The following is a 14,634-nucleotide window of genomic DNA, read 5'->3' on the forward strand; positions in this document are numbered from 1 at the left end:
AACTCCGGCCTTTTTTATTGGGGTGCTTAAAGAAAAGTGAAAGTTAGTTTTCCTCTTTTCCTTCTTCATCCTCATTTTCGATCAGGTGACCAAGTTTGCCTTTTTTAGTGGACAAATACTTGGCATTGTGGGGATTGCGCCCAGACTGGTGCGGCAGGCGTTCAGTCACATTGATGCCCAAGTCCTCCAGCGCTTTTACCTTACGCGGGTTATTGGTCATCAAGCGAATGGCATGAATACCCAGGTGTTCGATCATTGCTTTCAGAATTGAGTAATCCCGCATATCCGCGCCAAAGCCCAACTGCTCATTGGCTTCCACCGTATCCGCACCACAATCCTGCAAGTGGTAAGCGCGAATCTTATTTAACAGACCGATACCGCGGCCCTCCTGGCGGAGATAGAAAATAGCTCCACGCCCCTCCATCGCTATGCGATGCATCGCATGTTGTAGCTGGGCACCACAATCACAGCGCAGGGAGAATAGTGCATCTCCGGTCAGGCACTCAGAATGAATACGGGCCAACAGAGGCTCTTCGGTATCGAAGTCACCCATGGTGAGTACCACGTGCTCTTTTCCGGTTTCCACTTCCTCGAAACCGTGCATCTCAAACATACCCCAAGAGGTGGGCAGTTTTGAGGATTCCACAAAACGAATGGTCAACTTAATACCTCTTTAAATCAGTGTCGGGCGCGCAGTACCAGCACACCGCCCTGCTGTTCCATATCAACCTGGCTGAGAAAGCTGTTGCCAAGAAGTACCACCTGGGGGAAGTCATCGGCATGAACTGTCGCATCAACATTGTGAACTTTGATTCCACCTATGGTGACACTGCTAAGATTCACTCGATAAACACTAGTAATACCATTAGCAGTAGAGACTAGTACTTCCTCAGCATTATCCAGATTCAGCCTTAGGCGACGAGCGGTAGGATAATTAATAGCAATATTGGTAGCGCCGGTATCCACCATCATCGGCACTCTCAGGCCATTGACCCAGGCATTTGTTAAATAATGTCCACGGCTATCGGCGGGAAGCCGTACTTCTGCTTTCGCCGCCTTGGCAAAACTGGTTGCTATAGGTGCATCCAAGGTCAGCTTTTGCTCCCGTCCAGACACACTAATCCGTGCATAACGAGTAGTCGCTTCCAACAGGGTGACACCCTCTGGGGATTTTTGTCCCGCCTTAAGAATTTTCTGGCGGCCATCAATTTCCAGCATGGCGCTATCGCCAAATAATCCCTTTAATTGAACCTGCTGTGCATTAGCACTCAGAGCAATCAAGAGACTTAAAAAAAATACAAAATAGCTGCGCATTGATCTTCCCTATCAATCTAAGCGCCCAGTACCCACGCCGTTAATTGCAGTATCAGGGACGCATAAACGGCGGCCAGTATATCGTCGAGCATAATCCCAACGCCACCTTGCACCTTGCGATCAGCCCAACCAATGGGCGGGGGCTTGGCAATATCAAATATCCGGAAGAGGACAAAACCGTATAGCGCCCAAGCCCAACCTGCAGGAGCCATAAACATGGTGAGCCAGTAGCCCACCATTTCATCCCAAACAATACCGCCGTGATCGTGAACTCCCATTTTCTTGGCAGCTGCACCACATAGATAGCAACCTACCACACCGGTAACAAACACAATGGCCAGATACCAGAATGGAGGCAAATCCTTCATCAACCACCAAAAAGGAATCGCTGCCAGGGTACCAAACGTACCCGGCGCTTTGGGTGCCAGCCCGGAGCCGAACCCAAATGCCAACAGTAAGGTGGGATCGCGCAACAGCTGGGAAAATGTCGGGTTGTTAATGCTCATGTTATTGAATTCTCACAAAGGCACTATGGTCTACACAATGACTTAAAAGTGCCTATAGCCTGGCGATTGAGCAACCCAGGGGTTCCCGTGATAGGAGCAGCGTACCTGCGGCTCCCCCTCAACGAGTTTTCCTATGGGTGTGAAACCCAGCTGACGAACTTGCTCAACTGCGGCTGCCGGTGCGGTAAAACAGAGCTGGTAGTCATCCCCTCCACAGGCCGCCAGCTCTACGGCAGTATCAGCTGCCAATCGATTGGCCAGGGGGGCTATGGGCAGAGACTCCAGGTTTATTTCTGCTGCCACACCGCTCGCTTTGCAGATATGGCCCAGATCCCCCAATAATCCGTCGGAAATATCCAACGCACTGGTAGCAATGCCTGCAATCGCGTTGGCAGTTTCTAATTGCGGCTCGGGAAAATAGAAAGCCTGCTCCGCTTCCCGCCGCACTGACTCAGTCACATTCCGCTCTGCCAAAACAACGGGCAGGGCTGCCGCGGCAGCGCCCAGTGGGCCGCTCACATAAATATTGTCGCCGACAGAAGCGCCGCCCCGCCGGAGGGGCTTTTCGGTATGGCCGATCACCTGAATCGTAATGGACAAGGGGCCAGCGGTGGTGTCACCACCCACAAGGGAAACCCCAAACTTGCCAGCAGTTTCCAGCAGGCCACTGGCGAATTTCTCCAGCCAAACGGAGTCGCTAGCGGGTAAGGTCAGGGCAAGGGTAAACCAGAGGGGGCGGGCATTCATTGCCGCCAGATCACTGATATTCACACGCAGTGCACGGCTCGCAACCATGAATGGGTCAGCACCTGCGGGGAAGTGACGGCCTGCTACCAGGGTGTCCATAGAAGTGGCCAACTGCCCGCTGACAGGTGCTTGCAATAGCGCGCAGTCATCGCCAATCCCCAGGGCTACACCTTCGCCCTGGGGAGCGCGGGCGAAGTAATCGCGGATGATCTCAAACTCCCCCGGCGCTTTAGACATAATTGCTGGCTCAGCCCTTCTTGTCTGCGGCTACCTCTGCCGAGCGCAGGTCCGCAGCGGTCTTATCCAAAATGCCATTGATAAACTTGAAGGCATCGGTGGGACCAAATTTTTTCGCCAGTGCCACCGCCTCATTAATGACAACCTTGTAAGGCACATCGATACGGTTTTTCAGCTCGTAAGTGGCCATGCGCAACAGCGCGCGGGATACAGGGTCCAGATCTTCCACTTTGCGATCCAGGTGCGACGTGTAAGCGCCCTCTACCTCATCAAGGTTTTTCGCTACGCCGTGGAAAATATCACGAAAATATTCCACGTCGGTTTTGCTCATATCATTATCGGCGTGAAACTCGGCCTCAATGGAATTAAGGCTGGCGCCGGCCATCTGCCACTGATAGAGCGCCTGCATGGCGTAGTGACGTGCCTTACGGCGGGCGGATGCAGTTACGGTCATTGTCTTTTCCGGTAGATACTTCACAGAATGGGCTGCACCGACACACCTTTTGTGCCGGCGCGCCGGCAATTAAATCTTGCCGAGTAGGGAAACCATTTCCAGGGCGGTTTCGGCGGCTTCACAACCTTTGTTGCCAGCCTTGGTGCCTGAGCGTTCAATAGCCTGCTCAATGGAGTCCACTGTCAGCACGCCAAAGGTGACGGGAATGCCAGTATTCATGGATACCTGAGCCAGGCCTTTGGTGCACTCGCCAGCCACATACTCAAAGTGCGGGGTGCCACCACGGATAACCGCACCCAGGGCAATAATGGCATCGAACTTTTTAGTCTCAGCCAACTTCTGTGCCGCCAGGGGAAATTCGAATGCGCCCGGGGCGTAGTAGATAGTGATATCTTCATCCTTGATTCCCTTGCGGCGCAGGGTGTCCAGTGCACCATCCTTTAGGCTTTCAACCACAAAGCTGTTCCAGCGGCTCACCAACAGTGCGTATTTGCCCGTACTGCCGACAAAGTCCCCTTCGATCACTTGAATATTGCTCATAATTTTCAATCCGTATTTCTTGTCCATCGCCGCCGCTATCAGGACAGTAGCGGCGCTTCAGTATTGTTACTCTTTTACTAGGGTTGCGGCGCTTCCACGTTCAGGTATTCCTCTACCTCCAGGTCAAACCCGGAAATAGCACTGAATTTGAACGGTGCGCTCATCAGGCGCATTTTGCGCACCTTGAGATCCCGCAGAATTTGCGAACCGGTACCTACCTGTTTGTACACCAGGTCCTGGCTGGGGCGCTGTTGCTTGCCGCTGATCAGCCAATCAATACTCTCTTCGATTTCTTCGGTGGTTTCGTTGTGGCAGATCAGTACCACAACACCCTTGCCCTCTTCTTCAATACGCTGCATCGCGCGGCGGAAGGTCCACGGGGTGAATTTTTCATCGCCGCGCTGAATCGTAAGCACATCGCGCAGAGTATTTCCCACATGCACACGAACCAGGGTCGGTTCTTCTGGGGTGGGGTCGCCTTTAACAAAGGCAAAGTGGCGTTCGCGGCGGGCCTTATCGAGATAAGTGCGCAGTTTGAACTCACCGAACTCGGTGCGCACCTTGCGCTCATTAACGCACTCAACGGTTTTCTCATTCAGGGCGCGATAGGTAATCAGGTCGGCGATTGTGCCGATCTTCAGGTTGTGCTCTTTCGCGAACTTTTCCAGGTCCGGGCGGCGGGACATGGTGCCGTCTTCATTCATGATCTCAACAATCACCGCAGCCGCCTCAAAACCCGCCAGGCGGGCCAGGTCGCAACCGGCTTCGGTGTGGCCTGCGCGGCTTAATACACCTCCGGGCTGGGCCATAATGGGGAAGATATGGCCGGGCTGTACAATATCGCTGGGCTTGGCATTTCTGGCCACAGCGGCGCGAACCGTGCGCGCGCGATCGGCGGCGGAAATACCGGTGGTGACACCCTCTGCCGCCTCAATGGATACGGTGAAGTTGGTGCTGAACTGGGCTCCGTTGTCCCGCGACATCAGCGGCAGGTCCAACTGCTCACAGCGCTCTTTGGACATGGGCATACAAATCAGGCCACGGGCATGAGTGGCCATAAAGTTGATGTCTTCAGCGCGAATCTGCTCCGCAGCCATCACCAGGTCGCCCTCGTTCTCGCGATCTTCATCATCCATCAGGATTACCATTTTGCCCTGGCGGATATCGTCGATCAGTTCTTCAACCGTATTTAGTTCCATGGTTAACTCTGGATAAATTTATCAATTGCAAATAGAGCGGCTATCGCTGCTGTTTTCGCCGTGGTGCACGGCCCATCTTTAGCGCTTGTAAAACCCGTTCTGGGCCAAAAATTCGAGGGTCATGCCCCCACCACTAGGCTTGGCTGCCTCATCACCGAGGAGTAGCCGCTCCAAGTAGCGCGCAATCAGGTCCACTTCCAGGTTGACCCGAGTACCGGCGGTATAGCCGGCCATAATCGTTTCCTGCAACGTGTGTGGCACTATGGTGAGTTCAAACTCAGCCCCATCCACGGCATTGACCGTGAGGCTGGTGCCGTCGACGGTGATAGACCCTTTATGGGCAATATAGCGAGCCAGATTTTCCGGTGCGCGCAGGCGGAACCGCTCGGCGCGAGCCTCGGACTTGCGCCATACCACCTCGCCAATACCATCCACATGGCCGCTGACAATGTGTCCACCCAGGCGGGTCTGGGGTGTCAGTGCTTTTTCCAGATTGACCCGGTCGCCTTTTTTCCAGCGGCCCACCGTTGTCACATCCAGGGTTTCCGCAGAGACATCCGCCCAGTAACCATCACCGGGCAGGTCAACAACCGTGAGACAAACACCATTGGTGGCAATACTGTCCCCCAGTTGCACATCACCCAGATCCAGCTTACCGCTGCGCACACGCACACGCAGGTCGCCGCCCTGGGGTTTTAACTCTGCAATCTCGCCTAAGGCTTCAATAATTCCGGTAAACATCAGCGCTCGATATCGGTTGTTGCAGTAATGCGCCAGTCGTGACCAACTGCGCGCATATCGGTAATCGTAATCGGCAGCATCGAGCCCATACGCTCGATAGGCAGTTCAAACAGCGGTCGCCCGGTGCTACCCAGCAGTTTTGGCGCCATATAAACAATTATTTCGTCGACATGGCCCCGGTAGAGGAATTCACCAGAGAGGGTCGCACCGCTCTCTACCAAAACTTCATTGCACTGGCGTCGCGCCAACTCCTTGAGCAGGGCGAGCAGGTCTACGCGGCCCTCTTTGTCGTGGGGTAAAACCACGACTTCCGCACCCGTTTTCTCAATACGCTCGCGGCGCTCGGCCTCCGCGCGCTCTGTCGTGCACACCAATGTGGGGGCATCCCCCTGCAAAATAAAGGCTCTCGCTGGGGTACGCAGCTGGCTGTCAACAATTACCCGCAGCGGCTGCACTTCGGCGGCTCGCTCTGCGGCCAGCATTTCCAGTGCCATTTCATCGGCGCGCACATTGAGATTGGGATTGTCGAAGCGCACCGTCTCAACCCCGGTAATCACTGCACAACTGCGAGCGCGCAGGCGCTGTACATCGGCGCGAGCCGCAGGGCCCGATACCCACTTTGACTCCCCACTGGCCATAGCGGTGCGCCCATCCAGGCTCATGGCGGATTTGCTTCGCACCAGGGGCAGTCCCAGGGTCATACGCTTGATAAAGCCGGGGTTTAGAGCGCGACACCTCTCTTCCAGGATGGGGCCTTCCACTTCGATCCCAGCATCGCGCAATATTTGCAATCCGGCACCGCTGACATTCGGATTCGGATCCTGCATTCCGTAAATAACCCGGGCCACGCCGGCCTTTACCAACGCCTCGGCACAGGGACCTGTGCGGCCGGTATGGCTGCAGGGCTCAAGAGTGACATAAACCGTAGCCCCCTGAGCCAGGTCGCCGGCATCACTCAAGGCTTCGATCTCAGCGTGGGGTTCGCCGGCCCGCTTGTGCCAGCCTTCGCCGACAACATTGCCATCCCCGTCAGTAATCACACAGCCCACTCGCGGATTTGGCATAGTGGTGTAGAGACCGCGCTCTGCCAACTGAATAGCGCGGGCCATCAGTGCTTCCGCACTGTGTACAACCGTTTGACTCATTCTGTCTTCGATCCCTTACTGGTCAGTCGCTCAATCTCTTCTCTAAACTCGCTAACATCCTCAAAACGGCGATAGACAGAAGCAAAGCGCACATAGGCCACCTGGTCCAGCTCACGCAGCTGCTCCATCACCAATTCACCAATAGCACGCGCCGGCAACTCCCGTTCTCCGGTCGCCTGCAGGGCGTGTTTTATTTGAGATACCGCCGACTCCACCCGCTCGATACTCACCGGGCGCTTTTCCACAGCGCGCTGAATACCCGCGCGCAACTTGTCTTCATTAAACGGCTCGCGCTGGCCGTTTTGCTTGATCACTCGCGGCAGCAGCAGCTCCGCAGTTTCAAATGTGGTAAACCTCTCGTGGCACTCCAGGCACTCGCGCCGGCGGCGTACTTGGTCGCCCTCAGCCACCAATCGGGAATCGACTACTTTTGTTTCTTCTGCGCTGCAGAACGGACAGTGCATGTGGGATTATCCCCGGAATGGAAAATGGGCCGCAGTTTACCACAGCCGTTGCACTGTGTGACCGCGGCACGCACAGACACAGTGCATCGCAAATTCAACAGGGACACATAAAAAAAGCGGCTCTATGAGCCGCTTTTTTGTCAGCAGTGCTGATCAGCCTTTTTTATACACAGGAAACTCTGCGCAAATACCCAGAACCTTCTGCTTCACATCGGCGATAGTGGCTTCAACATCACCTTTCTCCAGTGCGTCCAGCACGTCGCAGATCCAGTGAGTAAGCTGCTGGGTTTCCTTTACACCAAAGCCGCGAGTGGTAATTGCCGGGGTACCAACACGCAGGCCGCTGGTAATGAAAGGAGAGCGCGGGTCGTTAGGTACCGCGTTCTTATTAACGGTGATGTTGGCATTACCCAGGGCTTCATCCGCATCCTTACCGGTGTACTCTTTACCAATCAGGTCAACCAGCATCAGGTGATCATCGGTCCCACCGGATACAATGTTGATACCGCGATCGAGGAAGGTCTCCGCCATTGCGCGGGCATTTTCCACAACCTTCTTCTGGTAGGCCTTGTATTCGGGGGTCATGGCCTCTTTGAAAGAAACCGCTTTCGCCGCGATCACATGCATCAGCGGGCCACCCTGGCCACCGGGGAATACGGCGGAGTTGAGCTTCTTCTCAATTTCTTCGTTGGCGCGCGCCAGGATGATACCGCCGCGCGGGCCGCGCAGGGTTTTGTGAGTAGTAGAAGTCACAACATCGGCGTGGGAGATTGGGGAGGGATACTCACCAGCGGCAACCAGACCTGCAATGTGAGCCATATCCACAAACAGGTAAGCACCCACTTTGTCAGCGATCTCGCGGAAACGCGCCCAATCCATCACTCGGCTATAGGCAGAGAAACCAGCCACGATCATCTTCGGCTTGTGCTCAAGCGCCAGGCGCTCAACTTCCTCGTAATCCACTTCGCCAGTTTCCGGGTTCAGACCGTACTGCACTGCATTGTAGATCTTGCCGGAAAAGTTAACGCGGGCACCGTGGGTAAGGTGGCCACCGTGGGCCAGACTCATGCCCAGTACAGTGTCACCTGGGGCGCAGAGCGCCTGGTAAACAGCCGCATTAGCCTGTGATCCTGAGTGCGGCTGCACATTGGCGTAGTCAGCACCAAACAGCTCCTTGGCGCGCTCAATGGCCAGGGTTTCCACTTTGTCCACGTACTCACAACCGCCGTAATAACGCTTGCCTGGATAGCCCTCGGCATACTTGTTAGTCAGGCTGCTGCCCTGAGCTTCCATTACCATTGGGCTGGTGTAGTTCTCAGAGGCGATTAACTCGATATGGTCTTCCTGACGAGAGTCTTCCTCCTGGATGGCTTCCCAAATTTCCGGGTCGTAAGAAGCTAAAGTGACAGATGAATCAAACATGGTGTTCCCTCGGTAAAGCGGGCTTGAGTAGAGGCTTGTAAAACTCGATACCACAGCGCCCAGACTTATGAGTAGGACCAAAGGCTCCCAGCGTGGGATGGCCCTACTGCTCAATGCATTCTGGGCATTTTAGAAAGGCGCGCATTGTACACCAAGGGCAGCATGAATGCGCAAATGCAGAGACGGGGTGGGACCAACCCGTCCACCTTGAAAAGACGGTCAGAATTTGTACACCATAGAGCCAGACCAGTAATTCACGTCGGACTCAATGATGGTGTAATCCAGTTCCAGGGTCGCCTCGTCGGTCAGTTTGAAACCAGCCCCGAGCCCGGCAGATGCCCCGTTATCCGAGTACTCTTTCTCCCAATTATCTATCTCCAACTCCTCATGGAGGTAGCCGATACGACCTTTCAGATAAATGTTGCCCGGGCTGCGGTAGGTGGCATAAACAGCTTGTGTTGCCAGGGAGTAGTTGTAATCGTACCAGTAGTAGTCGAACTCACCATCAATGACAGAGTCGGTGACTTCTGCCTCGAATCCCCAGCCAGAACCCCAGGTATAACCGGCTCGAATCCCCCCATTTAAAGGACTCTCCCCCCTGGCATCAACATCCAAAACACCGAAAACGCCACCGATATACGCACCCTGCCCATAAGCGGTAGCGGAACACAACAGAGCGGCAACTGCAGCCATTGCCTTGAGATTAAAGCCCACCATCTTCCCCTTAAATCTCGAAGTCTGATCAAAGGGCAGGGATTATAGGGACATGATCAATTGGCACAAGTGTTCACTTAGACAAGTCAGAATGTAACCTGGGAGCTTCTAAAAAGAGATGTCTCCATTAGTTAAATTTAGGAAAGGGACAATTAAAATCTCAGGCTAAACCCGCCTGACCAATAACTGACATCCTTCTCTAATACGGTGTACTCAAGCTCCAGGTGATAAATTTCATTCAGGCTATAACCAATTCCAGCCCCTAAGCTGACACCCAAGTCATCACTACTTGCACTGCCAACAGAAACGTCTTCATAGAGAAGGCCCAGGCGTCCTTTCAGGTACCAGTCCCCCTCTGTTCTGTAAGTCGCATAAGTAGCAAGAGTGCGTATGTCTACATCCACATTCCGACCATAAGCCTCAGTCTCACCACTTAATAGTGAACTGGTATATTCACCTTCCACCCCAAAACCCGAGGCCCGCACATAACCTGCTCGCAGTCCCAAATTCAGAGGATTATCGACCCCTTTGAAATCAAAATCTGTTATTCCGGCCACGCCCCCCCAGTAGGCGCCCTCGGCAATTGCGCCCGTTGAAACAACGAGTGCCAGCACACCTATACCAGCCTTAACTATTTTCATTAACACTCCCATCCTGTTGCATTAACTTTGTCGTGACACATAAATAGAGCGCTGCGGAATAATTCGATGACAACCTACGACTTCAGCACCAATAAATTTATTGAACAACGGGAAACATCGCAGCATGCTTAAATGTGCAACAACACGTCATTAGAAATTATTAAAATATGAAGGATCAGACACACCCTTATCTAGGTCCGACAGAAGAGCGTACTTGTGGAAAAAACTGAAGAAAGGGCTACTCGAAAATAGGTTTAATTTATCTTGTGGTCAAATACAACGAAGCACAGAAAAGAGTTGGCCCAAGGAATTTAGCGGCATGGTCAGCCTCATACCTATTGATAACCCCAGCCCTACCCTGAGTAGGTAGCGGTAAATTCCACCTTGAGTCCCACTAAGTCCCCCTCACTTGATCCAAATCAACTTTGGATTGGTACATATGGCAACAATAGACCCATCGACAAATCGCGGAGGTCTGGGATGAATGCCATCTACCGACAACTGTGCTGTGACCATAAACATATGCAAGAGTTGCTCAACGCCTTTGAGCAATTACTCCTGGATCTTTTTGGCTGCGGCGACCGCGATCCAAACACCTTGTCCCTGATCCTTGATGCTTTGGATTATTTATCGGCATACCCGGATAGGTATCACCACCCAGTTGAAGACTTAATATTTTCCCGACTGTTGACTAAGCCAGTACATGACAGGGAATCAATTTACGAAGCGCAAATGCAGCATGAAAATATAGCCGCAGCGACAAAACACATGTGCGCTTTATTTTACGCTATTGCCAATGATGCAACCGTTGAACGGAGAGTGCTGCAAGGAGCTTGCAACACCTACCTGAAGCTGCAACGCAAGCATATGGACTTGGAAAATAAATCTATTTTCCCACAGATCGAACAGTACCTGGGGACTACCGACTGGATTTATATTCAGAAACAGGTCAGTGAATTAAGCTGCAGATATTTCGACAGGGCAACCAGAAAAATTTACGAGTCCCTGCACGAAGATCTGACACAACATCAAATGCCCGCGCAGGCATTAGCTTAGGTCACCAAAACAGCAGGGAGGAAATATTAATGCAGTTTAAACGCCACGGCATATCCATTGGCATGGAACGCATAAATGATGAATTTTTCCTTTACATAAAGGCAATTGGTGAGTTAACCCATGAGGATTATGAGCATATAACACCACTATTAGAATATGCTCTGGAAGGGGTAAAAAAACCTCAGGTTCAATTACTGATTGATCTCCGGGATTTCGAGGGCTGGGGGATGCACGCGATCTGGGATGAGTTCAAGCTGGCCTTAAAGCACGGCAATGAATTCTCGCATGTCGCTGTACTTGGGGATGAGGAGTGGCAGCAAATAGCCACAAAAGTCGGGAGCTGGTTTGTTAGCGGTGAAGTCCGCTATTTCAAGCAGCAACAAGAGGCCATGGATTGGCTACAGGAAACAAGGAAGACGGGTATTGGTCACAAGGAATCTGAAAAGGAATTAGCTTTCTCCACACACTCCTGATAAGTAGTGGATTAAGGGGGCGTTTACGCCCCCCTTTTTTTGCCCGTAAATTACTCAGTTACTTATTTCTAAGTATTCACCTTCCTCTTTTTACTGTCCCAGGAAGGCGTTCCCAATATAAGATTACCTACGCTCAACTCGTTACGGCAAAAAGAACAGTAAATATTCTCATAGTGTAAGTTGTTCCGATGCAGAATATTGAGCACATCAGCCAGAGTTGGACTCTTTTGATTGTGCCTATTTCGAATCGTCAAGAAGTTAGTTTCCATCTTTGTGGTGTACAAAGAAGCACCAACCTTTGCGTCATACAGAGACTTTTGAAAGGGATCATTTAAGTCATATTGCTGCAGTCTTGCCTGATTCCGAATAGCTTTCACATTGTGTTTATGGGCTTCATCCACAACATTCTGAATCTGAGCGTAACTCTCACCATCATTAATAAATCGGCGCGATAGGCGACCAAAAATCTGTCCGGCTGTACTGCCGTGGTACCCCTGGAATTTTTTCAACATATAGTTACGGCATATCTTACCCTTGCCAATATGCTCATGAACTTTTGCTTTCCCATCTACAACATCTTGTAGGCCAGGATCTTCCAACGTGTAACCGTGAGGTGCAAAGAAAAGCAGGTTATCGCCACCGTGACCTTTATTATAAAAAACCTGCTTGGTTGCGGCACCGTGGGCAGAAATCACCAGGGACGGCGCATCCCCAACATTGGTACCTTCCGGTGCAAAAATTTTGACTAAATCCAATTCACGAACAGGCATATGACACCTATCTAACGTCGAGTACAGAAATAAGAGGGTCACCCCTCCAAACAAAACAACCGTACTAACAACCTACTATGACCAATCATCCACACTCAAGTTTTATTGCATGATTTTTGACATTAGTCACGAAGAGGAAAATTTTTTGGACTAAATATTAGTCAAATAAGTGAGGTATGAAATAAATATGACAAAAATAAGGAGGAATTGAGGAAAGCAGTACAGGCCTGGCAAGCTCAAAGCTCAAAAAAGTGAGCCGTAACAAATTAGTAGATGGTGACCCATAATAAAAATGCATTCACATTTCTAGCTTAACGGGCACCATCCTCTCTCTACTTAAGAATTGAATACGAAGTTAAAAAACACCGATTAAGTGGTTGGTCGCTGCATTTTGCTGTCCCAGGATGGAGTTCCAATAAGGATATTGCTAAAACTCACTTCGCTTCGACAAAAAGAACAGTAGATATTTTCATAGTGCAGATTATTTCTATGCAGAATATTTAGAACATCCACTAAGGTGGGGTTATCCATTTTTACTCTATTGCGAATAGTCAATAAATCCGCCGACATTACCGGCTTAACCCCTTTCTTAATATAAGGTTGATGCATGGGATTATTGGGATCCAGATTTCGCACCATCTCATTGTGCTCATGGGCATTATCTACAGCCTTTTGCACATCGGCATAGCTCTCACCTTTAATAAAATGGCGAGTAACGCGGCCTAGAATCTGACCGGTTGTTGACCCGTGATACCCCTGAAATTTGCTCAGGGTATAGTTATGACAAACCTTCCCCCTACCAACCCACTCATGATATTTGGCATTGCCACTCAAGACGCTACCAATACCTGGATCATTTAGAGAGTAACCATGGGGAGAAAAGAAAAAGAGGTTATCCCCTCCGTGTCCTTTGGGATAAAAAATTTGCTTGGTTGTTGCACCGTGAGCAGAAATTACCAGGTTGGGAGCATCTCCCACTTGTGTTCCTTCCGCTGCAAAAACCTTAACTAGATCAAATTCTCTGACAGGCATACTTCCCTTCCTCTCACTTCTTATTTTTTTGAGGCTTACTGACTAGCGCTCTGTGACAAAGGCTACTATGGCTTATTGGATATTTGCTAGAGGAGTGAAATACAAAAAATACCAGGCAAGAGAACTACAAATATCCAAGCTATACAGCCAAACCCTCTTAAACAAAGGAGAAAAGAAAACACTTCCAAAATAGCGGCACTCAATTAGAACCATCGTACCCTTTTGGGGCGGCAGTATTCGCAGCTATTCTGGCTAAAATGACCCAGATACTGCCGAAATAGACAAGGAATAAAAATTAAAATTAGGAGGCTTTATGCGCCAACATGCTCAATAGCCGATATAAAAAAGAAGCGATAGGTTCCAGAAAATCAATTGGAAAAGTGAAAAACTTTTACCGATATCAGTCGTAGCCGCAATGGGTTCCGGCCAGTTCACTCAACGCCAACAAGTCAAGGATTTCAACCATTCGACCACTAACATTCACCAGTCCATCTCGCTGAAAACGCGAAAATAAACGGCTCACCGTCTCCGCTGTTAACCCCAAGTAATTGGCGATGTCCGTCCTCGGCATAGAGAGTACAAATTCGCGGGGGGAGTAACCACGACATGCATAGCGACTGGAAATATTAATCAACAATGCCGCTAAGCGGGCATCAGCAGCACGCTTTCCCAGCAACATTAAGATTTCATTTTCCTGCCGCAACTCTTCGGAAAAAATGCTATAGATTTGCTGCTGCAGTGCTGGAACTTCCTGAGCTAAGGTTTCCAGTTGGTCAAATGGCAACAAGCACACACTGCTATCTTCCAGCGCCTCCGCATAACTGGGGTGAACCCGACTACTATAAGCATCGAGCCCCAACAGCTCACCAGGAAGGGCGAAATGTGTTACCTGGATATTCCCATCTGCACCAATGACTACCGTTTTGACACTTCCAGAGCGAATCGCATAGAGATTTTGGAAAGGGTCACCTGCTCGATACAAGGTTTCACCCGCTTTAATTACCTTTTTCTTGCGGGTAACACGTTCAAGCCGGTCAATATCCGCCTGCACCAGCCCTGCAGGCAAGCACAAACGCCTGACTGAACAGTTACTACAACTTACGGCCTGCGCTGACTTGGTCATAGCTAGGCAACCAAATTCTTTTACTGACAGTAATACTATTGCCGGCCATGAATCAG

General features: G+C 51.0%; 18 protein-coding genes. 2 read left to right on the forward strand and 16 right to left on the reverse strand.

What is annotated here, in order from left to right:
- Positions 1–43: 43 nt before the first annotated feature.
- The 13 genes from ribA to ACJJII_RS03095 form a co-directional block, all read right to left on the reverse strand.
- Entirely contained in the window at positions 44–661 is a 618-nt protein-coding gene (ribA, locus tag ACJJII_RS03035; protein ID WP_108734569.1) for a GTP cyclohydrolase II, read from the reverse strand.
- Positions 662–678: 17 nt separating this feature from the next.
- On the reverse strand, positions 679–1,314 hold the full coding sequence (locus ACJJII_RS03040) for a retropepsin-like aspartic protease family protein (protein WP_444918235.1): 636 nt from the start codon (positions 1,312–1,314) through the stop codon (positions 679–681).
- Between the two features lie 17 nt (positions 1,315–1,331).
- Positions 1,332–1,820, reverse strand: a complete 489-nt coding sequence (locus ACJJII_RS03045; protein WP_444918236.1) for a phosphatidylglycerophosphatase A family protein — start codon at positions 1,818–1,820, stop codon at positions 1,332–1,334.
- Between the two features lie 42 nt (positions 1,821–1,862).
- Positions 1,863–2,804 carry a thiamine-phosphate kinase gene (gene thiL / locus ACJJII_RS03050; protein WP_444918237.1) on the reverse strand — a complete coding sequence of 314 codons (942 nt, stop codon included), beginning with the start codon at positions 2,802–2,804 and terminating at the stop codon, positions 1,863–1,865.
- Between the two features lie 10 nt (positions 2,805–2,814).
- Positions 2,815–3,258, reverse strand: a complete 444-nt coding sequence (nusB, locus tag ACJJII_RS03055; protein WP_282931196.1) for a transcription antitermination factor NusB — start codon at positions 3,256–3,258, stop codon at positions 2,815–2,817.
- A gap of 69 nt (positions 3,259–3,327) precedes the next feature.
- Positions 3,328–3,798 (reverse strand): 6,7-dimethyl-8-ribityllumazine synthase, encoded by a 471-nt coding sequence (gene ribH / locus ACJJII_RS03060; protein ID WP_108735355.1) that lies wholly within the window; start codon positions 3,796–3,798, stop codon positions 3,328–3,330.
- Positions 3,799–3,875: 77 nt separating this feature from the next.
- A complete protein-coding gene (gene ribBA / locus ACJJII_RS03065) occupies positions 3,876–4,997 on the reverse strand; it encodes a bifunctional 3,4-dihydroxy-2-butanone-4-phosphate synthase/GTP cyclohydrolase II (protein WP_413663385.1) in 1,122 nt (373 codons plus the stop codon).
- Positions 4,998–5,075: 78 nt separating this feature from the next.
- Entirely contained in the window at positions 5,076–5,738 is a 663-nt protein-coding gene (locus ACJJII_RS03070; protein WP_108734575.1) for a riboflavin synthase, read from the reverse strand.
- Positions 5,738–6,883, reverse strand: a complete 1,146-nt coding sequence (gene ribD / locus ACJJII_RS03075) for a bifunctional diaminohydroxyphosphoribosylaminopyrimidine deaminase/5-amino-6-(5-phosphoribosylamino)uracil reductase RibD (protein WP_444892065.1) — start codon at positions 6,881–6,883, stop codon at positions 5,738–5,740. The genes ACJJII_RS03070 and ribD overlap by 1 nt, the downstream gene beginning before the upstream one ends.
- Positions 6,880–7,347 carry a transcriptional regulator NrdR gene (nrdR, locus tag ACJJII_RS03080; RefSeq protein ID WP_108734577.1) on the reverse strand — a complete coding sequence of 156 codons (468 nt, stop codon included), beginning with the start codon at positions 7,345–7,347 and terminating at the stop codon, positions 6,880–6,882. The genes ribD and nrdR overlap by 4 nt, the downstream gene beginning before the upstream one ends.
- 153 nt (positions 7,348–7,500) lie before the next feature.
- Positions 7,501–8,769 carry a serine hydroxymethyltransferase gene (glyA, locus tag ACJJII_RS03085; protein ID WP_108734578.1) on the reverse strand — a complete coding sequence of 423 codons (1,269 nt, stop codon included), beginning with the start codon at positions 8,767–8,769 and terminating at the stop codon, positions 7,501–7,503.
- A gap of 219 nt (positions 8,770–8,988) precedes the next feature.
- Positions 8,989–9,483, reverse strand: coding sequence for a porin family protein (locus ACJJII_RS03090; protein WP_444918238.1), 495 nt, complete (start codon positions 9,481–9,483; stop codon positions 8,989–8,991).
- A gap of 152 nt (positions 9,484–9,635) precedes the next feature.
- A complete protein-coding gene (locus tag ACJJII_RS03095) occupies positions 9,636–10,124 on the reverse strand; it encodes an outer membrane beta-barrel protein (RefSeq protein WP_444918239.1) in 489 nt (162 codons plus the stop codon).
- A gap of 480 nt (positions 10,125–10,604) precedes the next feature.
- Here ACJJII_RS03095 and ACJJII_RS03100 point away from each other — a divergent pair, with 480 nt between their 5' ends.
- The gene (locus ACJJII_RS03100; protein WP_444896049.1) at positions 10,605–11,180 is read left to right on the forward strand and encodes a hemerythrin domain-containing protein; all 576 of its coding nucleotides are present in this window, start codon (positions 10,605–10,607) and stop codon (positions 11,178–11,180) included.
- Between the two features lie 29 nt (positions 11,181–11,209).
- Positions 11,210–11,653 (forward strand): SpoIIAA family protein, encoded by a 444-nt coding sequence (locus ACJJII_RS03105; RefSeq protein WP_282931190.1) that lies wholly within the window; start codon positions 11,210–11,212, stop codon positions 11,651–11,653.
- Positions 11,654–11,721: 68 nt separating this feature from the next.
- Here ACJJII_RS03105 and ACJJII_RS03110 read toward each other — a convergent pair whose 3' ends face one another.
- From ACJJII_RS03110 to fnr, 3 genes are all read right to left on the reverse strand, one after another.
- The gene (locus ACJJII_RS03110; RefSeq protein ID WP_444918240.1) at positions 11,722–12,423 is read right to left on the reverse strand and encodes a putative adhesin; all 702 of its coding nucleotides are present in this window, start codon (positions 12,421–12,423) and stop codon (positions 11,722–11,724) included.
- Between the two features lie 369 nt (positions 12,424–12,792).
- Complete coding sequence (locus ACJJII_RS03115) at positions 12,793–13,455, reverse strand: putative adhesin (RefSeq protein WP_444918241.1); 663 nt, start codon at positions 13,453–13,455, stop codon at positions 12,793–12,795.
- A gap of 400 nt (positions 13,456–13,855) precedes the next feature.
- Entirely contained in the window at positions 13,856–14,578 is a 723-nt protein-coding gene (fnr, locus tag ACJJII_RS03120) for a fumarate/nitrate reduction transcriptional regulator Fnr (protein ID WP_444896046.1), read from the reverse strand.
- Positions 14,579–14,634 lie beyond the last annotated feature (56 nt).

It is taken from the genome of Microbulbifer maximicatervae (SeqCode), assembly GCF_052467825.1.